This is a genomic window from Janthinobacterium sp. CG3 (assembly GCF_000344615.1).
GTDB lineage: Bacteria > Pseudomonadota > Gammaproteobacteria > Burkholderiales > Burkholderiaceae_D > Janthinobacterium.
This window is the reverse complement of the sequence record NZ_KB467825.1, coordinates 1-21,864: the sequence shown is the minus strand read 5'-3', so window position 1 is coordinate 21,864 and position 21,864 is coordinate 1. Positions and strand designations below refer to the sequence as shown.

The window sequence follows — 21,864 nt, the reverse complement described above, 5'->3', positions numbered from 1 at the left end:
CACCGTGTAACTGACGCCCGACGGGAGTTGGCGGGCGCCGGGTCCGGGCGGACGCGGCTGCCGTTTCGTCGTGCGGATCGCCGCGCCGCCCGGGCCAGCTGCGCCGCCGCGCTAGACCACCGAGCCGAGCTTGAAGATCGGCAGGTACATGGCGATCACCAGGCCGCCGATCAGCACGCCCAGGATGACCATGATCAAGGGTTCCATCAGCGACGACAGCGCGGCGACGGCCTCGTCGACCTCCTCCTCGTAGAAGTCGGCGACCTTGCCGAGCATCGCGTCGAGCGAGCCGGACTCCTCGCCGATGGCCACCATCTGCGTCACCATGTTGGGGAAGACGTCGGCGTTCTGCATCGCCACCGTCAGGCTGGTGCCGGTGCTGACCTCGTTCTGGATGCGCCGGGTGGCGTCCAGGTAGACGGCGTTGCCGGCGGCGCCGCCGACCGAGTCGAGCGATTCGACCAGCGGCACGCCGGCGGCGAACATGGTGGCCAGCGTGCGGGTCCAGCGGGCGATGGTGGCCTTGCGGATCACCTCGCCGAAGATCGGCGCCTTGAGGATCAGCACGTCCATGAAGCGCTGCATTTTCAGCGAGCGCCGCCAGGACTGGAAGAAGAAGTAGATCGTGGCGAAGATGCCGCCGAAGATCAGATACCACCACTGCACGAAAAACTCCGACACCGCCATTACGAACAGGGTCGGCGCCGGCAGGTCGGCGCCGAAGCTCTGGAACACCTCCTTGAAGGCCGGCACCACCCAGATCATGATGACGGCGGTGACGATGAAGGCGATCGCCATGATCGAAATCGGGTACGTCAGCGCCGACTTGATCTTGCCCTTGATGGCGATGGTCTTTTCCTTGTAGATCGCCAGCCGGGTCAGCAGGTCCTCCAGGATGCCGGCCTGTTCGCCGGCGCCGACCAGGTTGCAAAACAGCGGGTCGAAGTACAGCGGGTATTTGCGGAACGCCTGGTTCAGGCTGGTACCGGTCTCGATGTCGGCGCGCAGGTCCATCACCAGCTTCGACACCGACGGGTTGGCGTGGCCCTTGCCGACGATGTCGAACGACTGCAACAGCGGCACGCCGGCCTTCATCATCGTCGCCAACTGGCGCGTGAACAGCGAAATGTCCTTGTCGGTGATCTTCTTGCCGCTGCGGTAGGCCTTCTTCTTGACCTTGGTGACCATGATGCCCTGGCGCCGCAACGTCACGTTGACCACGGCTTCGCCGCCGGCGCGCAGCTCGCCGCGCACGGTCTTGCCGGACTTGTCCTTGCCCTCCCAGGCGTAGATCGATTCCTTCACCTGCATCCCCGCCGCGCTGCTTGATGTGGCCATGATGTGCGTCCTATTCGTTGGTACAGCCTAATACTTCCTCGAGGCTGGTCAGGCCCTGGCGCACCTTCATCAGGCCGGAGCGGCGCAGGGACTTGACGCCCTCGGACTCCGACTGGCGGGCGATTTCCAGCGAGTTGCCATGGTTCAGGATGATTTTCTCGATCGCCTCGGTGATCGGCATGATCTGGTAGATGCCGACCCGGCCCTTGTAGCCGCCGCCGTTGCAGCGCTCGCAGCCGACCGGGCCGTAGGGTTTCCAGCTGCCGTCGAGCTCGTCGGCCAGGAAGCCGGCCTTGAGCAGGATGGTGTCGAGGATGGCGACCGGCTGCTTGCAGGTGCACAGGCGCCGGGTCAGGCGCTGCGCGGTGATCAGGATCACCGAGGAGGCGATGTTGAACGGCGCCACGCCCATGTTCATCAGCCGCGTCAGCGTCGACGGCGCGTCGTTGGTGTGCAGCGTGGAAAACACCATGTGGCCGGTCTGCGCCGCCTTGATGGCGATGTCGGCCGTTTCCAGGTCGCGGATCTCGCCGACCATGATCACGTCCGGGTCCTGGCGCAGGAAGGACTTGAGCGCCACCGGGAAGGTCAGGCCGGCGCGGTCGTTGACGTTGACCTGGTTGACGCCCGGCAGGTTGATTTCGGCCGGGTCCTCGGCCGTCGAGATGTTGATGCCGGGCTGGTTGATGACGTTCAGGCAGGTGTACAGCGACACCGTCTTGCCCGAGCCGGTCGGCCCGGTCACCAGCACCATGCCGTAGGGCCGGCTGATGGCCTCGAGCAGCGTGGCCTTCTGGTCCGGGTCGTAGCCGAGCGCGTCGATGCCCATCTGCGCCTGGGTGGCGTCGAGGATGCGCATCACGGTTTTCTCGCCGAACAGCGTCGGCAGCGTGCTGACGCGGAAATCGATGGTCTTCGTGGCCGACAGGATCAGGCGCATGCGCCCGTCCTGCGGCACGCGCTTTTCCGAGATGTCGAGCTTGGACAGCACCTTGATGCGCGAGACCAGCTTTTCCTTGATCGACACCGGCGGCTGGGCGTGCTCGCGCAGCACGCCGTCGACCCGCAGGCGGATGCGGTAGAACTTCTCGAACGGCTCGAAGTGGATGTCGGAGGCGCCCAGGTTGACCGCGTCCATCAGGATCTTGTTGAGGAACTTGACGATCGGCGCGTCTTCGATCTCGTTGGCGCCCGGCTCCGGCGCGGCCGTGGCCTCCTCGGCGAACTGGATTTCCTGTTCGTCGCCGATCATCTCGTGGATGCTTTGCTCGGCGCTCTTGTTGAGCCCGGCGAGAAACTGCAGCAGCACGTCGTGCTGGACGATCACCGGTTCGACCGAGGACTCGGTCTGGAACTTGATCTGGTCCAGCGCCTGGCTGTTGGTCGGGTCGGACATCGCCACCGACATCTTGTTGCCGCGGCGCGACAGGGCGATCACGCGCTGGCTTTGCATCAGCTTGCCGTCGATGACCTTCGGCGGCAGCGCCTCGACGTTGTAGCTGCCCAGGTCCAGCAGCGGATAGCCGAAGGTTTCGGCGCAAAACAACGCCAGCGCGGCGGCGTCGATGGCGTCGCTGGCGAGCAGGGCGTCGATGAAGGGGAGTTTGTCGGCGCTGGCCTTCCTTTGCAGCGCCTCCGCCTGCGGCGCGCTCAGGCGGCCCGCTTGCAGCAGCGCCCGCGCCAGCCCCGACATGGACGTTGCGGCGGTCGAGTTGGGAAGGACTGCTGCCATGGGAGCGCTGTCAGGAAAACCACGTTGTGGAAAGGCGCGCCGGCGCAGAACGCGCAAGGCCCCCAGATCCATCGATCATGCCCCGCAGCATCATGTTTGTAAAGCGATTGTCGCGCCGGGGACGCGGCGGAACAACGCAATTGCCGAATCGGCAAGCGGACCGGCTAGTCCGTCCCGGCCGGCGCCGGGCGCGTCAGCTTGACCACCTTGATGGACTGGTTCTGGGTCTGGATCACCTCGATGACGCAGGCGCCGATCTTGACGCTGATGGGCGCCTCCGGTATGTCCTGCAGCAATTCGAGCAGCATGCCGTTGACGGTTTTCGGCCCGTCCAGCGGAAAATCGAGGTCCAGGCGCTTGTTGATGTCGCGCAAAGCGGTGGCGCCGTCGAGCAGGCACTCGCCCTGCGCGTCCCAGCCGAACGCGTCGGCGCGGGCCGCGCCCGGCATTGAGGTGGTGAATTCGCCGATCATTTCCTCGATGATGTCGTCGAGCGTGACCAGGCCCTGCAGCTCGCCGTACTCGTCGACGATGATGCCGAGGCGCTCGTGGTTTTCCTGGAAATATTGCAACTGGGTGAACACCCCGGTGTCCTGCGGAATGAAGTAAGGCTCGCTGAGCAGGGCGCGGAAATCGGCGGCCGTCAACGCCACGTCCTGGCCCAGCAGCGCCATCGCCTTGCGCACGTGCAAAATGCCGACGACGCGGTTGATCTCGCCCTCGTACACCGGCAGCTTGTTGTGGTAGCAGGTGGTCAGCTGGTGGCGGATCTCGTCGACCGGCGCGGCCAGGTTCAGCGCCTCGATTTGCGAGCGCGGCGTCATGATGTCCTCGACCGAGATGGTTTCCAGGTCGAACAGGTTGAGCAGGATGCTCTTGTGCTTTTGCGGGATGAAGTTGCCGCCCTCGAGCACCATCGAGCGCAATTCCTCCGGCGACAGGCGGGAATCGTGCAGGTTGCCGCCGCGGCGGATGCGCAACAGCTTGAGCAGCAGCGACACGAACAGGTTGACGAACCAGCTGACCGGTTTGGCGGCCGCCATCAGCGGCTTGAGCACGCCGCTGGCCAACAGCGCGATTTTTTCCGGATAGGTGGCGCCGATCACCTTCGGCGCGATCTCGGCGAAGACGATCAGCAGGAAGGCCACGACGCCGGCGGCGACCAGGATCACGTTCTCGTCGTAGCCGAAGGTAGCGATGGCGATCGCCGTGACCAGCGCGGTGGCCAGCGCGTTGACCAGCGTGTTGGCGATGAGCACCACCGACAACAAGGTGTCGGCGCGTTCGAGCAGCCACAGCGTGGTGGCGGCGCGGCGGCTGCCGCGCTTGGACAAGTGGCGCAGGCGGTGGCGGTTGGCCGACATCAGCGCGGTCTCGGCCATGGCGAAAAAGGCCGAGCACAATATCAGGAAGCCGAGCGCAAACAATTGCGCCCAAAACGGCACGGTATCCAAGGGGTCACCGTAAAGAAACTTGCGTGGGGAAACTGGTCGGCGGCATAGCTTGCGCCGGCCCAGAGCGGTTTGGCCGCGCTGCGCGCGGTCCAAGAGCTAGCGATTCTAAGGCAAGCGCAGTTTCCATGCAAGTTTGACACCTGCCGCGCGCGCGCCCGCGCGGCCGCTTCGCGCCCTTGCTTTGCGCCGCCACCCGATACCGCGGCGCCGGCCGGGTAGCTCGCGGGTATGCCTCGGGGCTAGGTTTTCCCGGCGCCGGCGCCTTTGCTGATGCTTTCGCCGTCTTCCGGACGCAGGCGCCAATAGGTGACCGATGAGGCGATGGTCAGCGCCGCCAACGTCAGGAAGGCGTGGTGCAGCGCGCCGGTCAGCGCCAGGCGTTCGCTTTGCGCCAGGCCGCCGAGGAACCAGCCGGTGATCAGGGAGCCGCACGCCAGCCCAAAGCTCATCGATAGTTGTTGCATCGAGCTGGCCATGGTGCTGGCCATGCTGGAGTCGGCGCCGTCGACGTCGGCGTAGGCCAGGCTGTTCATGCTGGAAAATTGCAGCGAGTTGAAGAAGCCCAGGCACAGGCTGAGCGCGACGATGGCCGCCAGCGGCGTGCCCGGCCCCACTTGCGAGTACATGGCGATGGTGGCGCCGATCAGGATGGTGTTGACGATCAGCACGCGGCGGTAGCCGCGGCGCGCCAGCACCCGCGCCGAAATGAATTTCATGCCCATCGCGGCGGCCGCCGACGGCATCATCATCAGCCCGGATTGCCAGGCCGGCAAGCCCAGGCCGAGCTGGTACAGCAGCGGCAGCAGGAAGGGCAGGCCGCCGACGCCGAGGCGGGTGACGAAGCCGCCCGCCACCGAGACGCGGAAGGTGCGGATGCGTAGCAGGCCCAGGCGCAATAGCGGGTGCGCCACCCGCCCGGCGTGCCAGACGTAGGCCGCCAGCATGGCGACGGCCAGCAGCAGCAGCGCCGCCGCCGGCGCCGGCCCCAACTGGTGTTCGCCGAACACTTCCAGCAGCCACGAGAGCAGGGCGGCGCCGCCGCCGAACAGCGCCAGGCCGACCAGGTCGGGCGGGCGCGGCTGTTCGGCCTGGTAGTCGGGCATGTAGCGCTGCGCCAGTAGCAGCGCCGCCAGGCCGACCGGCACGTTGACGAAGAAAATGTCGCGCCACGTCAGCCAGTGCACGATCAGGCCGCCGACGGTGGGGCCGAGCAGCGGCCCGATCAGCGCCGGGATGATGACGAAGTTCATCGCCGCCAGCAACTCGGACTTGGGGAACGTGCGGATGATGCAGATGCGCCCGACCGGCATCATCATCGCCGCGCCCACGCCCTGCAACACGCGCGCGGCCACCAGCATCGGCGCGTTGACCGACAGGCCGCACAGGATCGAGGCCAGCGTGAAGATCGCCACCGCGCTCGAGAACACGCGGCGGGCGCCGAAGCGGTCGGCCATCCAGCCGCTGATCGGTATGCACACGGCCAGGCTGAGGATGTAACTGCTGACCACCGCCTTCAGGCTCAGCGGCGTGACGTTCAGGCTGGCGGCCATGCTGGGGATGGCGGTGTTGACGATGGTCGAATCGAGCTGTTCCATGAACAGGGCGGTGGCGACCACCCAGGGCAGGTAGCGTTTTGTGGCGGAACTGCTCATCTGTGGCGTTGCCTGCGGGTTGGGGGTGCGGTAGCGCCCGATTGTCACATAGTTTCCCGGACGCCGCCGCCGGCCTCGCCGCTCGCCTTGCCCTTGCTCTTTTTAGCGCGCGCTTGGCGCAGGTCATGCCGCGGTCATCAATCGGGCGTAAGTTTGCAGCCATCGGCGTGGCGAAGGAAGGTGGGTGCGTATGCAAACGTGGTTTCCCGAAGCGGCGCAGGCCGACGCCGCGGCGCAGCCGCCGCGGCGCCAGTTCATCCGCCAGTTGTGTTCGTCGGCCTTGATCGGCGCCGGCGGCCTGGGCGCGGCCGGCTGCGGCAGCACCGCCGCCGGGCTGGCCGACGCCGGCGCCGTGCATTTCCTGCACGGCGTGGCCAGCGGCGACCCGCTGGCCGACCGGGTGGTGCTGTGGACCCGCGTCACGCCGCGCGACGGCCACGACGGCGGCGACGTCGTGGTGCAGTGGCAGGTGGCGGCCGACGCCGAGATGCGCCAGCCGCTCGCCAGCGGCAGCGTCACCACCGGCGCGGCGCGCGACTACACGGTGAAGGTCGACGTCGACGGCCTGCTGCCCGGCCACGTGTATTTTTACCGCTTCGGCACGGCCAGCGTGAAGTCGCCGCTGGGCCGCACCAAGACCCTGCCCAGGCGCGACGTCAGGCAGGTGCGCCTGGCGGTATTCTCGTGCGCGAATTATCCGGCCGGCTATTTCAACGTCTATGCCGACGCCGCCAAGCGCGACGACCTCGACGCGGCGCTGCACATCGGCGACTACATCTACGAGTACGAGAGCACCGGCTACGCCTGCGAGCGCGCGGTGGCGCTGGGACGGGTGTCGGAGCCGGCGCAGCCGCTGATGGCGCTGGACGACTACCGCCGCCGCTACGCCCAGTACCGCTCCGACCCGGACCTGCAGGCGCTGCACGCCAGCCTGCCCTTTATCACCGTGTGGGACGACCACGAGATCGCCGACGACACCTGGATGGACGGCGCCGCCGAGCACCAGGCCAGCCGCGCCGGCCCGTTTTCACTGCGCAAGGCGGCGGCGGTGCGGGCCTACCACGAGTGGCTGCCGATCCGCGCGCCCGAACCCGGGCGGCCGGAGCGCATCTACCGCTCCTTCGATTTCGGCAAACTGGTGTCGCTGCACATGCTAGACACCCGCGTCATCGGCCGCGGCCAGCAGTTGATGCTGTCTTCGTACTATGGCGAGGACGGCGCCTTCGACGCCGGAAAATACCGGCGCGACGTGGCCTCGCCGCAGCGCCAGCTGATGGGGCGCGAGCAGATCGACTGGCTGGAGCGGCAGGTCGGCGCCTCGCCGGCGCGCTGGCAGATGCTGGGGCAGCAGGTGCTGATGGCGCGCATGGAATTTCCGACGCCGGTGCTGATGGGGCAGATCAGCCGGGAAGACTATGTCGCCTTGAAGCGGCGCGCCGGCAGCGACCCGGCAGCCGTCAGCGCGGAGGAGCAAGCCTGCCTGGCGGCGCCGACGCTGCCCTGCTATCTGGATTCCTGGGACGGCTACCAGAACGACCGCGAGCTGCTGTTCGGGATCATGCGGCGCCAGCGCAAGAACCTGGTGGTGCTGGCCGGCGACACCCACAACGCCTGGGCCAGCGACCTGCGCGACGGCGACGGCAAGCAGGTCGGCGTGGAATTCGCCACCGCCTCGGTGTCCTCGCCCGGCCTGGAGCGCAGCTACCCGAAGCGCACGCCGGACCAGGTGGCGAGCATGATGGAGCAGTTGATCGAGCCGCTGTACTACGCCCAGACCAGCAAGCGCGGTTACATGGTCGTCACCGCAACCGACGACGAGGTGCGCTGCGACTGGCGCTTCGTCGACACGGTGCACAGCCGCCAGTTCAGCGCCGCCACCGAGCGCAGCCTGCGCACCCTGGCCGGCCCCGGCAACCGCAAAATCGTCGAGTGCTGAGGTCGGGTTAGCCCGCCAGGGCGTCAGCCGACTGGCGTCGGCATCGGCTCGGCGCCGGCTTACGCCCGCCTCGGCGCCTTCAAGCGCAGCAGCGCGTCCAGCAGCGGTTGGGTGGCGTCGGCGATGCGCTCCAGGCTGTCCTCGCGCAGTTGCGCGGTGTCGACGCGCACCTCGGAGTCCAGCCCGGCCCAGCGCAGCAGCGCGGCGCAGGCCGCCGGCGTGTCGAACAGCCCGTGCAGATAGGTGCCGAGGACCTGCCCGTCGGCCGAGCAGGCGCCCTCCGGCCGGCCGTCGATGCGGAACGCCGGCCGCTGCAGCGCCGCCCCGCTCGACGTTCCCATATGGATTTCGTAGCCGCTGACGGCGGCGCCGGCGCCGGAGTCGAACGCGCACACGCCGCTGGCCCGCACCAGGCGCTTGTCCAAGGTCAGCTCGGTGCGCATCTCCAGCAAGCCCAGCGCCGCCGAGGCGCCCGCCGCGCCTTCGACGCCGTGCGGGTCGTCGACGCCCTCGCCGAGCATCTGGAAGCCGCCGCAAATGCCGATGACCTTGCCGCCGTAGCGCAGGTGCCTGGCCAGCTTGCCGCGCCAGCCCTGGGCCAGCAGCCATTCCAGGTCGCCGCGGGTGTTTTTACTGCCGGGCAGGATCACCAGGTCGGCCGGCGGAATCGCCTGGCCCTGGCCGATGAATTGCAGGTCGACGTCCGGGTGCGCGCGCAGCGCGTCGAAGTCGGTGTGGTTGCTCATGCGCGGCAGCTTCGGCACCACCACGCGGAAGGCGCCGCGCGCCGCCTGGGTCGACTCGACCGCGTCCTCGGCGTCCAGGAACAGGCCCTGCAGATACGGCAGCACCGCCAGCACCGGCTTGCCGGTTTGTTGTTCCAGCCATTCCAGGCCGGAGTCGAGCAGCGTGATGTCGCCGCGGAAGCGGTTGATGACGAAGCCGACGATGCGCGCGCGCTCGCTCTCGGACAGGCAGGCCAGCGTGCCGATGATGTGGGCGAAGACGCCGCCGCGGTCGATGTCGGCCACCAGGATCACCGGGCAGTCGACCGCCTCGGCGAAGCCCATGTTGGCGATGTCGCGCTCGCGCAGGTTGATTTCGGCCGGGCTGCCGGCGCCTTCGACGATGATGGCCTGGTATTGCGCGCCCAGCCGGGCGTACGACTCCAGCACCGCCTTCATCGCCACGGTTTTGTAGTGCTGGTAGTCGCGCGCGTTCATCTCGGCCTGCACCTTGCCGTGGATGATCACTTGGGCGCCGGTGTTGGAGGACGGCTTCAGCAGCACCGGGTTCATGTCGGTGTGCGCCTCCAGGCCGGCGGCGATGGCTTGCAGCGCCTGGGCGCGGCCGATCTCGCCGCCGTCGGCGGTGACGGCGCTGTTCAGGGCCATGTTCTGCGGCTTGAACGGCACCACGGCCACGCCGCGGCGTTTCAGCAGGCGGCACAGGGCGGCCACCACGGTGGTTTTGCCGGCGTCGGAGGTGGTGCCTTGCACCATCAGGGTCGGGTAGGGGAAGGACATGCTTCGGCTCTCAGTTTTTTCTGCGCTGGCGCGCCAAGTCGAGTTTTTCGCACAGGGCGGCGGCGCCGGCGATCATGCGCGGGCCGGCCCGGTTCAGCAGGTTGCCGTCCAGCGCGAACAGGTTGTCGTTGCGCACCGCCTTCATCGACGCGTATTGGCGCCACATGTTGACGCCGCCGGCCGACGGCTCCCTTTCGACGCTGCCGACGACCGCCTCCGGGTCCTCCTGCAGCACGCCTTCCGGGCTGACCTGCGGCGCCGTCACCTTGAGTTTGGCGAAGACGTTTTCGCCGCCGCACAGGCGGATCGCGTCGCTGACGATGTGCTCGCCGTTCAGGGTGTACAGCGGCTTGTCCCACACTTGGTAAAACACCCGCACCGGCGCACGCTTGCTATATTGCGTCGCCAGCCTGGCCAGGGTTTTGCGCAACTCGGCGGCGGCCGGCCCGGCGACGCCGCCGGTGCCCATCAACTGGCCCACCCGTTCCAGGTTGTCGGCGATACCGGCCAGCGTCGTCGGCTCGCTGTGGAACATCGGAATGCCGAGTTTGCGCAGCGTGTCGAGCTGCCGTTCGGAGCTGCCGTGCAACCACACCACCAGCAGGTCGGGCTTTAGCGCGGCGACGCGCTCCAGGTCGATCTGGCGGCTGTCGCCGATGCGCGGGATGCGCTTGGCCGCCTCCGGATAGTCGCTGTAGTTGACGGCGCCGACGACCAGGTCGCCGCCGCCGGCCGCGAACAGCAGCTCGGTCACGTGCGGCGCCAGCGCGACGATGCGCCGGGCCGGCTGTTGCAACGTGAGGGTGTTGCCGTCGTCGTCGCGCACGGTGATGGCGGCGCTGGCCTGGCCGGCCAGGCCGGCCGCGGCGCAGGCCAGCGCGCATAAAAGTCGGTTCATTGCTTGTCCTTGCTCCATTCGTTCAATGCCAGTGCCAGGCGCCGCCAGCCGGCTTCGTCCGGCGGCAGACCCAGGCGGATGCCGCGCGCGGCGTGCTGGAACAGGCGCACCCAGATGCCGCGTTCGGCCATGTGCAGCCAGAAGGCGTCCGGTTGCGGCTCCGGCCACCATTGGAATAGCGCGCTGCCGCTGGCGTCGACGTGGTGCTGTTTTAACAGCTGTCGCAGGCGCGCGCCGTCGGCCAGCAAGCGTTCGCGCGTGGCGTCCTGCCAGGCGCGGTCGAGCAGGGCGGCGTGGGCGATCTGCTGCGCCGGGCCGCTGACGGCCCACGGCCCGAGCAGGTCGGCCAGCGCGCGCAGCAAGTCCGGGTGCGCGGCGACGAAGCCCAGGCGCACGCCGGCCAGGCCGAAGAATTTTCCGACCGAGCGCAGCACGACCAGGCCGGGCTGGCCGCTGTGGGCGGCCACGCTGCCCAGCGGCGCGGTGTCGCCGAAGGCCTCGTCGACCACCAGCCAGCCGCCGCGCGCGGCGAGTTGGCCGGCCCAGTGCAGCAGGCGTTCGGCCGGCACGCTGGCGCCGGTCGGGTTGTTCGGATTGCAGACCACCATGACGTCGCAGTCGCCGACGGCGGCGTCGAGGTCCGCGTAGGCGAGCTGGCGCATGCGGTGGCCGTGCAGCGCCCAGTGGTGGGCGTGTTCGGCGTAGGACGGCGCGGCCACCACCACGCGCGAGGGCGGGCGCAGCCGCGGCAGCGCCTGGATCGCCGCCTGGGTGCCGGCCACCGGCAGCATCAGCGGCGCGCCGTAGAACGCAGCGGCCGCCTGCGCCAGCGCCGGGTCGGCTTCGGGCAGGCGGTGCCAGGCGTTGCCGCTCAACGGCGGCGGCGGATACCAGCGCGGGTTGATGCCGGTCGACAGGTCGAGCCAGTCTTCGGCGGCGCGGCCGAAGCGCAGCGCGGCGTCGCGCAGGTTGCCGCCGTGTTCAAGCATGGGTGCTCCAGATCAGGTGGTGGGCGAGGGCGGCCAGGCCGGCGCAGGCCAGCCACAGGGTGGTGGTGTGGGCCACCAGGCGCCAGGCGCGGGCGATGTCGGGCGCGGCGGCGCCGCGGCCGCTGCCCAGCGGCGGACGCTGTTCCAGCACGCCGTCGTAGATGGCGGCGCCGCCCAGCGCCAGGCCGAGCGCGCCGGCGCCGGTCGACATCACCGGACCGGCGTTCGGGCTGCTCCAGTTGGGCGCCTGCGCGCGCCAGCATTGCCAGGCGCGGCGCTTGTCGGCCAGCGTCGCGCCCAGCGCGATATAGGACAGCGCGGTGAGCCGCGCCGGCAGGTAGTTGAGGGCGTCGTCGATGCGCGCGGCGCAGCAGCCGAACCAGTCGAAGCGCTCGTTGCGATAGCCCCACATGGCGTCGAGCGTGTTCGCCAGCCGGAACAGCACGGCGCCGGGGCCGCCGGCGACGGCGAACCAGAACAGCGTGCCGAAGACGGCGTCGTTGCCGTTTTCCAGCAGCGACTCGGCGCTGGCCTTGGCCAGGTCGGCGGCGCTGGCGTCGCCCGTGTCGCGGCTGACGATGCGCGCCGTCAGCAGGCGCGCCTGCGCCAGGTCGCCCCGCGCCAGCGCCTGGGCGATTGGCAGGTTGTGTTCGCGCAGGCTGCGCAGGCCGATGCAGAAGTACAGCATGACGGCGTGCGCCGCCAGTCCCAGCGCGCCGCAGGTCCAGGCGCTCAGCGCGGTCAGCGGCGCGACCGCCAGCAGCCAGGCCAGCGCGCCGCGGGCGAAGCGCCGGCGGCCGCGGTTGAGGCGGCGTTCGATGGCGTTGGCCAGGTTGCCGAAGCCGACCAGCGGGTGCCAGCGGCGCGTTTCGCCGAGCAGCAGGTCGAGCAGCACGCCGGCCAGCAGCAGCAGCGCGACGGCGCCGGGCGACAGGCCGCTCAGCATGGCGCGCCCTTTAATATCAACGGCAGGCCGGCCGCGACGAAGGCGACGTGGTCGCAGAGCGCCGCCACCGCCTGGTTCAGGCGGCCCGATTCGTCGGTGAAGCTGCGCGAGATGGCGCCGTAGGGAACGATGCCCATGCCGACTTCGTTCGACACCAGCAGCAGGTCGCCGCCGACCCGCTCCAGGGCGCGCAGCAATTGCTGGCGCTGGTCGTGGAAGAGCGGCGGCAGTTCGATGTCGCCGACGTCGGGGTACTCGGCGGCGCCGGAGAACATCAGGTTCGACAGCCACAGCGTCAGGCAGTCGACCAGCACCAGGCGCCCCGGCGTGCAGTGGCGCAGCACGGCGTCGGCCAGTGCCAGCGGTTCTTCCACCGTCAGCCATTCGGCCGGACGCTGGCGCCGGTGCTGGCGGATGCGGCTGGCCATTTCGCCGTCGCCGTCGCGCGCGGTGGCGATGTAGACGACTTCCTTGCCGGAGCCGATGGCGAGCCGTTCCGCGTAGGCGCTTTTGCCGGAGCGCGCGCCGCCGAATACCAGGGTGCGTGTCATGCCGCCTCGCCGCGCAGGAACAGGGACGCCGCGGCGGCCGGGTTGGACGGGAAGTAGGCGTGGAAGTAGGAGGCCGTCAACGAGCCGACCCGGTACAGCGCCTCGCCGGCGGCGCCGGACGGGTGTTTGACGGTGTGCGCGGCCGCGGCCACCTCGGTTTCCAGCCGCGAGTAGTGGAAGGTGTGGCCGCGCAGCACGCCGTGCGGCGTCGCCAGCCCTTGCGAGCCGAGGCCGGCCAGGCGCGGCTGCATGACGATGCGTCCGCCCAGCAATCCGACCATGCTCCAGGTGTCGCCTTTCTGATCGGTCAGCGATTCGGCCAGCGCCATCATGCCGCCGCATTCGGCGACGATCGGCACGGCGGCCGCGTGGGCCGCGCGGATCGATGCGTGCCAGTTGTCGGCGCGCGACAGCGTTTGCGGATGCAGCTCCGGGTAACCGCCCGGCAGGTAGACGGCGTCGGCGCCGGCCGGCACCGCCTCGTCGGCCAGCGGCGAGAAAAATTGCAGCGTCGCGCCCAGTTGGCGCAGCGTGTCCAGGTTGGCCGGGTACAGGAAGGCGAAGGCGGCGTCGCGCGCGATGGCGACGGTTTTGCCCGCCAGCGCCGGCGCGGTTGCCGGCGCCGGCGCGGGAAGTTCGATGCGGGTGTTGCGCAGCTTGGCCCAGGCGGCGTCGTCGAAGGCCAGTTGCTCGGCCAGTTCGTCGAGCATGGCGTCGATGTCGATCACCTCGCCCGGCAGCACCAGGCCGAGGTGGCGCTCGGGCATCGAACGGGTCTGCCGCGGCAGCGTGGCGAACAGCGGAATGTCGCGCAGCGAGGCGGCCACCATGGCGGCGTGGTTTGGGCTGGCGACGCGGTTGGCGATGACGCCGGCCATCTCGACCGGGCCGTAGTCGCGCAGGCCGAGCACCAGCGCGCCGGCGGTTTGCGCCATCGCCGAGGCGTCGATCACGGCCATCACCGGGAAGCCGAAGGCGCGCGCCAGGTCGGCCGACGACGGCGTGCCGTCGTACAGGCCCATCACGCCCTCGATCAGGATCACGTCGGCGTCGCGCGCGGCGGCGGCCAGCTGGCTGCGGCAATGCTCGGCGCCGACCATCCACATGTCGAGCGACTTGACCGGCGCGCCGCTGGCGCGTTCCAGCAGCATCGGGTCGATGAAGTCGGGGCCGCACTTGAAAACGCGCACGCGCTGGCCGCGCTTGGCCAGTTTGCGCGCCAGCGCCGCCGTCACCGTGGTCTTGCCCTGGCCCGACGACACCGCCGCCACCAGCAGCACGCGCACATCGACGTATCCGTCGGCCGCCGGCGTCACCATTCGGTGCCGGCCTGGGCGGTGATGCCGGCCTGGAAGGCGTGCTTGACGACGTTCATCTCGGTGACGGTGTCGGCGATGGCGATCAGCTCCGCCGGCGCGCCGCGGCCGGTGACGACGACGTGCTGCATGTCGGGCCGTTCGAGCAGGTCGGCGATGACGGTGTGGACGTCGAGGTAGCGGTATTTGAGCGCGATGTTGAGTTCGTCGAGCAGCACCAGGCCGATGGCCGGGTCGGCCAGAAACAGCTTGGCCTGCTGCCACGCCAGCAGCGCTTTTTCGGTGTCGCGCGCGCGGTCCTGCGTGTCCCAGGTGTAGCCCTCGCCCATAGCGTGGAAGCTGACCTCGTCGGGGAAGCGGCGCAGGAAGGTCTCCTCGCCGGTCGACATGGCGCCCTTGATGAACTGCACCACGCCGACTTTCATGCCGTGGCCCATGGCGCGGATCGCCATGCCGAAGCCGCTCGAACTTTTGCCCTTGCCGTTGCCGGTGTTGACGATGATGATGCCGATTTCCTTTTGCGCGCCGGCGATCTTGGCGTCGATGACGGCCTTCTTGCGCTCCATGCGCAGGCGGTGGCGCTCGTTGATGGCCAGGGTGTCGGCGTTGTTGTCGATGTTTTCGCTCATGCTATGTCCTCTTTTGGAATGAAGATGCGGCGTGTGCCGTGTTCGATGATGTCGATCGGATGGCCCAGGTATTCGCTGAGGATCTCGGCGCGCATGACCTGGGCCACCGGCCCGGCCAGCCAGCGGCCGTCGCCCATCAGCAGCAGCGCGTGGCTGGAGACGCTGTGCGCCAGGTTCAGATCGTGGCCGACCATGACGGCGGTCTTGTTCTGTTCGCGGCACAGGCGCGCCAGCAGTCCCATCACGCTGACCTGGTGCGCCAGGTCGAGCGCGTTGGCCGGTTCGTCGAGCAGCAGCAGCGGCGTGTCCTGCGCCAGCATGGCGGCGATGGCGACGCGCTGGCGCTCGCCGCCGGACAGGGTGCGCACGTCGCGCTCGGCCAGCTCGGCCACCTGCATCGAGGCCAGCGCGGCGTGGGCGATGCGGTAGTCGTCGCTGCCCTCCCAGTAGCGGTTGGCGTGGTAGGGGTGGCGCGCCGCCAGTACGGTTTCGATGGCGCGGTAGGAAAAGGCGTCGCTGCGCGACTGCGCCAGGAAGGCGCGTTCGCGCGCCAGCTGCTCCAGCGGCCAGTCGGCCAGCGCGCGGCCGTGGATGGCGACGCCGCCGGCGTCGGGCCGGCGCAGCCCGGCCAGGGTGCGCAGCAGGGTGCTCTTGCCGGCGCCGTTGCGGCCGATCACGCTCCAGCACTGGCCGGCGTCGATGTGCCAGTCGAGTCCTTCGACCAGGGTGCGCGCGCCGACGTCCAGGCGTAGTTGATGGGTGCTGATCATCACGCCCTCCGCAGCCGGTGCAATTGGTACAGGAACACCGGCGCGCCGATCAGCGCGGTCAGCACGCCGACCGGCAACTGCTGCGGCGCCAGCACGGTGCGCGCCAGCGTGTCGGTCAGCACCAGGAAGGTGCCGCCGGCCAGCGCTGCGGCCGGCACCAGCAGACGGTGGTCGGGACCGCAGGCGAAGCGCAGCGCGTGCGGCACGATCAGGCCGACGAAGGCGATGCTGCCGGCGCTGGTGACGGCGCTGGCGGTCAGCAGGCCGGAGCAGAAGAACAGGCCCTTGCGCAGGGCGCCGACGCGGATGCCCAGGGTGGCGGCGGCTTCGGCGTGCAGCGCCATCACGTTCAGCGCGCGCGCGCTGCGCAGCGCGAACAGCAGCGCCGCCGCCAGCACCAGCCAGGGCGCGAGCCGCAGCGGCACGCCGGAGAGGTCGCCGATCATCCAGAACACCATGCTGCGCAGGCGGCTTTCCGGGGCGATCGACAGCATCAGCGTGACGGTGGCCATGCAGGCCGACGACAGCACCGCGCCGGTCAGCAGCAATACCGAGCTGCCGCCCTCGGCGGCGCCGCCGCCGCGCAGGTCGCCGCGGGCGAACAGATACAGCGTCATCGACACGGCGACGGCGCCGGCGAAGGCGGCGGCGTCGACCATCCATAGCGCGCCCATGAACAGCAGCGCGGCCAGCGCGCCCACCGAGGCGCCGGCCGAGATGCCCAGCACGTAGGGGTCGGCCAGCGGATTGCGCAGCAGCGCCTGCATCATCACGCCGGCCAGCGACAGCGCCGCGCCGGTGACGAAGGCGGTCAGCGCGCGGCCCAGGCGCAGTTCGAGCAGGGTGGCGGCGAGCGTGGCGGAGCCGCCGTGGGCGATCTCATTGAGGGCGGCGGGAATGTCGGCGAGCGGCAGCGCGATCGAGCCGGTCATGCCCGAGAAAACCAGGCTGGCAAGGGTGAGCGCGACCAGGGCGGCCAGGACGATGGCGGTGCGGTGGCGCAGGTTGCGGAAAAAAGGGTGCATGCACAGCCTTGTGGTTTTGGGAATGGCATTGTGCGGGAAAATGGCCCGCCGCGGCGAAAAGTGCGGTTCAGCGGCGAGCCATTTGTTACCGCCTCACACCCGCTTAGAAATCATAGCGGGCCGAGACTTTCAGCTGGCGTCCGTCGCTGGAGTAGATGCCTTTCCGGCAGCCGAAGGCGTTGCTGTAGTACTGCTTGTCGGTCAGGTTCAAACCGCTCAGCGCCAGTTCCCAGGCGCCCAGTTTCCTGGCGTAGCGCGCGTCGATGGTGGTGTACGACGGGATCTGGCTGGAGCAGGTGTTGCTGAAGTCGCTGCCGTAGCGCTGGCTGTCGACCCATTGCGCGCCGACGTCGGCGCTTTGGCCGTCGTTCGGCACCCACGACAGGCGGGCCGAGACGACGTTTTTCGGCACCAACGCCATTTCCTTGCCGGCGTTGGCGCCTTCGCTGAAGGTCGCTTTGACGTGCTGCAGGTGGGCGCTGACGCGCCAGTCGGCGGCCAGCTGCACGCTGGCGTCGATTTCCAGGCCCTGGCGCTTGGTCGGGGCCAGGTTGGTGTTGCCGCCAAAGGCGCCGGCGGTCGGATCGTAATAGATCTCGTTCGTCAGCTTGTGGCGGAACAGGCGCGCGGTCAGGCTTTGCGCGGCGCCGCCGAGGGTGGCGCCGAACTCGAGGTCGTGCGACTTTTGCGGTTTCAGCGGCTGGCTGGTCGAGGTGTAGCCGTTCTCGTCGGCGTTGGCGATGCGGTAGCTCTGGCCGGCCTTGGCGAACAGGTTCAACAGCGGCGTCGCGTTGAAGCTGCCCTGCAGCTCCCAGGCGTTCAGGCTTTGCTTGAAGTCGTAGTTGGTGTAGCCGGACAGGCGCTCGACCGAGTCCTTGTCGAAGCGTTCGTGGCGCGCGCCGACGGCGACGCGGGCGTTGCGCGGGCCGTCGAATTTCACCTCGTCGCGCAGATACACCGCCTGCGATTTTTGCGACGAGTCGTCTTTTGCGTAGCCGTCGTCGGTGAGGCGGTTCCAGCTGATCAGGTCGACCCCGGCGACGACTTCGTTGAGCAGGCCGCCGAACTGGCCGAGGTGGCGCAGGCGCGGCGAGAACTGGGTCTGTTCGCTGGTGTAGGTGGCTTTGAAACCGCTGTCGATGTAGTTCGACCTGGCGGTCTTTTCGCGGCGCGACAGTTCGGCGGCCAGGTCGACGGCGCCGAAGCGGCGCTCGACGAAGGCGGTCAGGCGGTCGCTGTCGAGCGAGGCGAAATTGTCCGGCGTCTTGGTTTGGCGCGGATCGGTGTCGTACTGCGCCAGCGTCAACGAACCCGCCAGGCGGTAGTCCTGCTCCGAGCGCACCAGGCGCACGCCGATGCGGCCGTCCTGGATCGCCCACTGCGCGCCGACGTTCGCATTGGTTTGCTTGAATTCGTTGTTGTCGCGGTAGTTGTCGGTTTGCTGGGTGCCGATGGCGGCGTCGAGCGTGAAGCCGTCCCAGGTTTGCGCCGCCGAGGCGCGCACTTCGCGCTGGCCGAGCTGGCCCACTTCGGCGAATACGCTGCCGCGGCCGCCTTTGGCCGGGCGTTTGGTGATGATGTTGATGACGCCGCCGGTGGCGCCGTCGCCGTACAGCACGGCGCTGCCGCCGCGGGTGATTTCAATACGTTCGACGCTGTCGATCGTGATCGTCGACAGCGCGGCCGCGACCAGTTCGTTTTCCGACATGCGTACGCCGTCGAGCACGATGACCATGTTCTGGTTGCTGTTGGAGCCGAAGCCGCGCAGGTCGAGGCCGAAGTCGGGGCTGCCGTCCAGGCTCTGGCGGCCGAACACGCCGCCGATTTTGCGGATGGCCTGGTTGACGTCGGCGGCGCCGGCGCGGCGGATCTGCTCGGCGGTGATGACGCTGGCGCCGATCGGCAGCAGCGCCGGGTCGCTGCTAAAACGCGCGCCGGTGACGAGCACCGGGGCCAGGGTCTGGGTGGCGCTCTGGGCCAGGGCCGGGGCGGCCGCGACGAAGCACAGGGAAATGGCGGAGACCAGTGCGCGCGGGGTCAGTGCCAGGGCGCGGCGGTGCGATACGGGAGCGGTCATGTTATTCGTTTCATCGGAAAGAGCATCCGGCTTGCGTCCCCGCAGGCCGGATTTAACGGAAGGAGCGGCGCCGTCACGGCCCGCACTTCCACCTGTTCTGGCCGGTATCCGGGCTGACAAGTCGGACCGCCCCACCTTCCCATGCTACGCACAGTGGTTGTCAGAGGCAGTTCGCCGCCCGAGGGCGGCACTTGCTTACCGTTGCGGGGGCAGCACACGTTCGCTATGACAGCGGCATCGTGTTTCCCGTTTAACTGCGTCCATGGACATGGACGCGGGCACCAAAACCCGGACATTATACGGCTTCGCACCGCGGCGGCAACCGCCCGGGGCGCCGCGGCCCCCTCAGGAATCGAGAACCAGGCACTGGCCATAGCCGATCTGGTGCGGCGCGCAGGCGGCCTTCAGGGCCATCTGCGCCAATGACAGGCCGGCGTGGCGCGCCGCCAGCAGGCGCATGGTGCCGGCGTGGCACACCACCAGCGCGCCGGTGTACTGTTTGCGCAACAGCTGGTCGTGGAATGCGGCTACCCGGGCCGCCATCTGCAGCACGCTCTCGCCGCCGCCGGGGCGGTAGGCCGCCACGTCGGCGGCCCAGGCGTCGATGTCGGCGCGCGGAATGTCGTCCCAGCGGCGCATCTCCCACGCGCCGAAATCGATTTCGACCAGGCGGGCGTCGAACGCGAGCGAGGCGCAGGGCAGGGCGGCGGCCACCGCGGTGGCCAGCTCGGCGCAGCGGCGCAGCGGGCTGGAGAACAAGGGCAGGCCGGGCGGCAGGGTAGGGCCGAGTTCGGTCAGCACGCGCGCCAGCTCCTCCGGCGCGACGGCCAGGTCGGTGCTGCCGTAGCACAGGTCGGGCGCGACCAGCGGCCGGGGATGTCGGATGAGAGTCAGGCGCATGTTCAGTGCCAGGTGCCTTGCCCGACGGCGGCCAGCACGGCCAGGTACAGCACCACCTCGGTCAGTTGCTGCACCGCGCCGAGGCAGTCGCCGGTGTAGCCGCCCAGGCGCCGCGCGCATTTGCGCGCCAGCCACAGCGTCGCCAGCGCGGCGGCCAGCGCACCGCCCAGCAGCGCGCTCCAGGGCAGATGCCCGCCCAGGCCGAGGAGGGCGGCGGGCAGGGCCGCGCCCAGCGCGGCAATCGCAAACTCCGGTGTCGTCATTTCCTGCGCCAGCGGCTTGGCCTTGCCTTCGGCGCGGGCGTAGTCCATGCGCCAGATCAGCGCGCAGGCGGCTAGGCGCGACAGCGGGTGCGCGAGGAACAGCGCGCCGACCACGGCTGCCGGCGGCAGCATGGCCAGCACCGCGCATTTGAGCGCGAGCAGGCAGCCGATGCCGATCGCGCCGTACGCGCCGATGCGCGAATCCTTCATGATTTCGAGCACCCGCTCGCGCGTCATGCCGCCGCCGAAGCCGTCGCACATGTCGGCGAAGCCGTCCTCGTGGAAGGCGCCGGTGGCGTAGATGCCGGCCGCCGTCGCCAGCAGCGCCGCCACCGGCGCCGGCCATAGCCAGGCGGCCAGCGCGTACACCGCGCTGGCGATGGCCGCCACGACGACGCCGACCAGCGGAAAGTAGCGCGCGGCGTGGTGCAGCCAGCCGGCCTCGAAGCCGACCCATTGCGGAATCGGCAGGCGCGTGAAAAACTGCAGCGCTATAAAGAACAGGCGGCACTGGTGCAGGGCGGCGGTGAGCGGGCGCGGCATGCGGCGCGCCTTAAGCCGATTTTTCGCTGACCTGGGCCGACTCGAAGGTGGCCATCTCGCGCAGGAAGTTGACCGACGCGCGCAGCAGCGGCAGCGCCAGCGCCGAGCCGGTGCCTTCGCCCAGGCGCAGGTCGAGGCGCAGCAGCGGGCGCGCCGCCAGGTTGTCGAGCAGGCGCTGGTGGCCGTTTTCGTCGGAGCAGTGCGAGAACACGCAGTAGTCGAGTATCGCCGGTTGCAGGCGCGCCGCCACCAGCAGCGCGCTGGTGACGATGAAGCCGTCGATCAGCAGCACCATGCGGCGTTCGGCGGCTTTCAGCATCGCGCCGGCCATCATCGCAATTTCGAAACCGCCGAAGGTGGCCAGCACGTCCAGCGGCTCGCCGGCCGTCGCGTGGTGCAGCACGGCGGCCTCGATCACCCGCTGCTTGTGCAAAATGCCGTCAGCCGACAGGCCGGTGCCGGCGCCGACGCAGGCCGCCACCGGTATGCCGGTCAGTTTGTGCATCAGCGCGGCGGCGGCGGTGGTATTGCCGATGCCCATTTCGCCGAAGCCGACCACGTTGCCGTCCAGTTCGGCGACCAGGGCCATGCCGGCGGCGAGGGCGGCATTGCATTGCTCCGCCGTCATGGCCGGTTCGACCGCGAAATTGCGGGTGCCCAGTCCGACTTTGCGGCTGAGCAGGCCGTCGCGCGGCCCGAAGTCGTGGTTTACGCCCGCATCCACTATATATAAGGCGCATTCGTTCTGGCGGGCAAACACGTTGATTGCCGCGCCCTTGGACAAGAAGTTCTCCACCATCTGCCAGGTGACGCTTTGCGGATAAGCGGAAATGCCCTCGGCCACCACGCCATGGTCGGCGGCGATTACCACGATGGCCGGATGATGCAATTCCACCTGTGTGGTTTTCTGGATCATGCCGACCTGTTTGGCGAGCGTTTCCAACACACCCAGGCTGCCGAGCGGCTTGGTCTTGTTGTTGATGGCCTTATCCAGCAGGGTTGCCAGGGCGTCGTCGCGGGTCGATGTGATGTGTGGAATAGTCATATAGGGGATGAATATGGTGGGAGGGGGAGCCGTCGCTACGATAGCACACAGGTATATTTCAACCACCACCCAAAAATCCTTGCCAAGGCCGACAGCGCTTTGCTATAGTTCGCCTCCCCAATGAGGCGCACCTGATGCGAACCAGAAAGGGAGCCCGGAAACGGTGCTGCAAGGAAATTAGGGGGTTGACGAAACAAGCGAAACGCTGCATACTCTTCCTTCTCTGCTGACGACAAACAAAACGCTTTGTCGGTGACGAAGAAGGCACTACAGA

19 protein-coding genes and 1 riboswitch are annotated in these 21,864 nt (G+C 68.9%); of the genes, 1 reads left to right on the top strand and 18 read right to left on the bottom strand.

All coding sequences use genetic code 11. The features are described 5' to 3' along the window. Window positions 1–111: 111 nt before the first annotated feature. The 4 genes from JANGC3_RS0124680 to JANGC3_RS0124665 all read right to left on the bottom strand — a co-directional run bounded on the left by JANGC3_RS0124680 (window position 112) and on the right by JANGC3_RS0124665 (window position 6,176). The gene (locus tag JANGC3_RS0124680) at window positions 112–1,338 is read right to left on the bottom strand and encodes a type II secretion system F family protein (protein WP_026133473.1); all 1,227 of its coding nucleotides are present in this window, start codon (window positions 1,336–1,338) and stop codon (window positions 112–114) included. A gap of 10 nt (window positions 1,339–1,348) precedes the next feature. Further along, a complete protein-coding gene (pilB, locus tag JANGC3_RS0124675; RefSeq protein WP_035789052.1) occupies window positions 1,349–3,070 on the bottom strand; it encodes a type IV-A pilus assembly ATPase PilB in 1,722 nt (573 codons plus the stop codon). A 164-nt stretch (window positions 3,071–3,234) separates the two neighbouring features. Then, window positions 3,235–4,524: an HlyC/CorC family transporter gene (locus JANGC3_RS0124670; RefSeq protein WP_017879168.1), complete on the bottom strand. Its 1,290-nt coding sequence runs from the start codon at window positions 4,522–4,524 to the stop codon at window positions 3,235–3,237. Window positions 4,525–4,763: 239 nt separating this feature from the next. After that, window positions 4,764–6,176, bottom strand: coding sequence for an MFS transporter (locus JANGC3_RS0124665; RefSeq protein ID WP_017879167.1), 1,413 nt, complete (start codon window positions 6,174–6,176; stop codon window positions 4,764–4,766). Between the two features lie 190 nt (window positions 6,177–6,366). Here JANGC3_RS0124665 and JANGC3_RS0124660 point away from each other — a divergent pair, with 190 nt between their 5' ends. Then, window positions 6,367–8,112 (top strand): alkaline phosphatase D family protein, encoded by a 1,746-nt coding sequence (locus JANGC3_RS0124660; RefSeq protein WP_017879166.1) that lies wholly within the window; start codon window positions 6,367–6,369, stop codon window positions 8,110–8,112. A 59-nt stretch (window positions 8,113–8,171) separates the two neighbouring features. Here JANGC3_RS0124660 and JANGC3_RS0124655 read toward each other — a convergent pair whose 3' ends face one another. The 14 genes from JANGC3_RS0124655 to JANGC3_RS33965 all read right to left on the bottom strand — a co-directional run. After that, window positions 8,172–9,638: a cobyric acid synthase gene (locus JANGC3_RS0124655; protein ID WP_026133471.1), complete on the bottom strand. Its 1,467-nt coding sequence runs from the start codon at window positions 9,636–9,638 to the stop codon at window positions 8,172–8,174. 10 nt (window positions 9,639–9,648) lie between these two features. Beyond that, complete coding sequence (locus tag JANGC3_RS0124650; RefSeq protein ID WP_017879164.1) at window positions 9,649–10,536, bottom strand: cobalamin-binding protein; 888 nt, start codon at window positions 10,534–10,536, stop codon at window positions 9,649–9,651. Then, complete coding sequence (gene cobD, locus JANGC3_RS0124645) at window positions 10,533–11,525, bottom strand: threonine-phosphate decarboxylase CobD (RefSeq protein WP_017879163.1); 993 nt, start codon at window positions 11,523–11,525, stop codon at window positions 10,533–10,535. Before cobD ends, JANGC3_RS0124650 begins: the two co-directional genes overlap by 4 nt. Beyond that, window positions 11,518–12,471: an adenosylcobinamide-phosphate synthase CbiB gene (gene cbiB / locus JANGC3_RS0124640; RefSeq protein ID WP_017879162.1), complete on the bottom strand. Its 954-nt coding sequence runs from the start codon at window positions 12,469–12,471 to the stop codon at window positions 11,518–11,520. The genes cobD and cbiB overlap by 8 nt, the downstream gene beginning before the upstream one ends. Then, complete coding sequence (gene cobU / locus JANGC3_RS0124635; RefSeq protein WP_017879161.1) at window positions 12,465–13,022, bottom strand: bifunctional adenosylcobinamide kinase/adenosylcobinamide-phosphate guanylyltransferase; 558 nt, start codon at window positions 13,020–13,022, stop codon at window positions 12,465–12,467. The genes cbiB and cobU overlap by 7 nt, the downstream gene beginning before the upstream one ends. Then, a complete protein-coding gene (locus tag JANGC3_RS0124630) occupies window positions 13,019–14,341 on the bottom strand; it encodes a cobyrinate a,c-diamide synthase (protein WP_017879160.1) in 1,323 nt (440 codons plus the stop codon). Before JANGC3_RS0124630 ends, cobU begins: the two co-directional genes overlap by 4 nt. Further along, on the bottom strand, window positions 14,335–14,967 hold the full coding sequence (cobO, locus tag JANGC3_RS0124625; protein ID WP_017879159.1) for a cob(I)yrinic acid a,c-diamide adenosyltransferase: 633 nt from the start codon (window positions 14,965–14,967) through the stop codon (window positions 14,335–14,337). Before cobO ends, JANGC3_RS0124630 begins: the two co-directional genes overlap by 7 nt. Then, entirely contained in the window at window positions 14,964–15,737 is a 774-nt protein-coding gene (locus JANGC3_RS0124620; RefSeq protein WP_017879158.1) for an ABC transporter ATP-binding protein, read from the bottom strand. Before JANGC3_RS0124620 ends, cobO begins: the two co-directional genes overlap by 4 nt. After that, window positions 15,737–16,762, bottom strand: a complete 1,026-nt coding sequence (locus tag JANGC3_RS0124615) for a FecCD family ABC transporter permease (protein WP_017879157.1) — start codon at window positions 16,760–16,762, stop codon at window positions 15,737–15,739. Before JANGC3_RS0124615 ends, JANGC3_RS0124620 begins: the two co-directional genes overlap by 1 nt. 103 nt (window positions 16,763–16,865) lie before the next feature. After that, on the bottom strand, window positions 16,866–18,839 hold the full coding sequence (locus JANGC3_RS0124610) for a TonB-dependent receptor (RefSeq protein WP_017879156.1): 1,974 nt from the start codon (window positions 18,837–18,839) through the stop codon (window positions 16,866–16,868). Window positions 18,840–18,921: 82 nt separating this feature from the next. Further along, window positions 18,922–19,140: riboswitch (cobalamin riboswitch) on the bottom strand. A 44-nt stretch (window positions 19,141–19,184) separates the two neighbouring features. After that, window positions 19,185–19,739 carry a histidine phosphatase family protein gene (locus JANGC3_RS0124605; RefSeq protein WP_017879155.1) on the bottom strand — a complete coding sequence of 185 codons (555 nt, stop codon included), beginning with the start codon at window positions 19,737–19,739 and terminating at the stop codon, window positions 19,185–19,187. 2 nt (window positions 19,740–19,741) lie between these two features. Further along, window positions 19,742–20,545, bottom strand: a complete 804-nt coding sequence (locus JANGC3_RS0124600) for an adenosylcobinamide-GDP ribazoletransferase (protein WP_017879154.1) — start codon at window positions 20,543–20,545, stop codon at window positions 19,742–19,744. 10 nt (window positions 20,546–20,555) lie between these two features. Further along, window positions 20,556–21,590, bottom strand: coding sequence for a nicotinate-nucleotide--dimethylbenzimidazole phosphoribosyltransferase (gene cobT / locus JANGC3_RS0124595; protein ID WP_017879153.1), 1,035 nt, complete (start codon window positions 21,588–21,590; stop codon window positions 20,556–20,558). A 35-nt stretch (window positions 21,591–21,625) separates the two neighbouring features. Beyond that, window positions 21,626–21,864 (bottom strand): hypothetical protein (locus JANGC3_RS33965; RefSeq protein WP_232429814.1); only part of this gene is annotated, 239 nt, incomplete at its 5' end.

Bases quoted from the DNA above. Each gene is read 5' to 3' on its own strand.
- JANGC3_RS0124660 (WP_017879166.1), top strand. From the start codon at position 6,367: ATGCAAACGTGGTTTCCCGAAGCGGCGCAGGCCGACGCCGCGGCGCAG.
- cobO (WP_017879159.1), bottom strand. From the start codon at position 14,967: ATGAGCGAAAACATCGACAACAACGCCGACACCCTGGCCATCAACGAG.
- pilB (WP_035789052.1), bottom strand. From the start codon at position 3,070: ATGGCAGCAGTCCTTCCCAACTCGACCGCCGCAACGTCCATGTCGGGG.
- JANGC3_RS0124630 (WP_017879160.1), bottom strand. From the start codon at position 14,341: ATGGTGACGCCGGCGGCCGACGGATACGTCGATGTGCGCGTGCTGCTG.
- JANGC3_RS0124655 (WP_026133471.1), bottom strand. From the start codon at position 9,638: ATGTCCTTCCCCTACCCGACCCTGATGGTGCAAGGCACCACCTCCGAC.
- JANGC3_RS0124620 (WP_017879158.1), bottom strand. From the start codon at position 15,737: ATGATCAGCACCCATCAACTACGCCTGGACGTCGGCGCGCGCACCCTG.
- JANGC3_RS0124600 (WP_017879154.1), bottom strand. From the start codon at position 20,545: ATGCCGCGCCCGCTCACCGCCGCCCTGCACCAGTGCCGCCTGTTCTTT.
- JANGC3_RS0124605 (WP_017879155.1), bottom strand. From the start codon at position 19,739: ATGCGCCTGACTCTCATCCGACATCCCCGGCCGCTGGTCGCGCCCGAC.
- JANGC3_RS0124680 (WP_026133473.1), bottom strand. From the start codon at position 1,338: ATGGCCACATCAAGCAGCGCGGCGGGGATGCAGGTGAAGGAATCGATC.
- JANGC3_RS0124610 (WP_017879156.1), bottom strand. From the start codon at position 18,839: ATGACCGCTCCCGTATCGCACCGCCGCGCCCTGGCACTGACCCCGCGC.
- JANGC3_RS0124650 (WP_017879164.1), bottom strand. From the start codon at position 10,536: ATGAACCGACTTTTATGCGCGCTGGCCTGCGCCGCGGCCGGCCTGGCC.
- JANGC3_RS0124615 (WP_017879157.1), bottom strand. From the start codon at position 16,762: ATGCACCCTTTTTTCCGCAACCTGCGCCACCGCACCGCCATCGTCCTG.
- cobD (WP_017879163.1), bottom strand. From the start codon at position 11,525: ATGCTTGAACACGGCGGCAACCTGCGCGACGCCGCGCTGCGCTTCGGC.
- cobU (WP_017879161.1), bottom strand. From the start codon at position 13,022: ATGACACGCACCCTGGTATTCGGCGGCGCGCGCTCCGGCAAAAGCGCC.
- cbiB (WP_017879162.1), bottom strand. From the start codon at position 12,471: ATGCTGAGCGGCCTGTCGCCCGGCGCCGTCGCGCTGCTGCTGCTGGCC.
- JANGC3_RS0124665 (WP_017879167.1), bottom strand. From the start codon at position 6,176: ATGAGCAGTTCCGCCACAAAACGCTACCTGCCCTGGGTGGTCGCCACC.
- cobT (WP_017879153.1), bottom strand. From the start codon at position 21,590: ATGACTATTCCACACATCACATCGACCCGCGACGACGCCCTGGCAACC.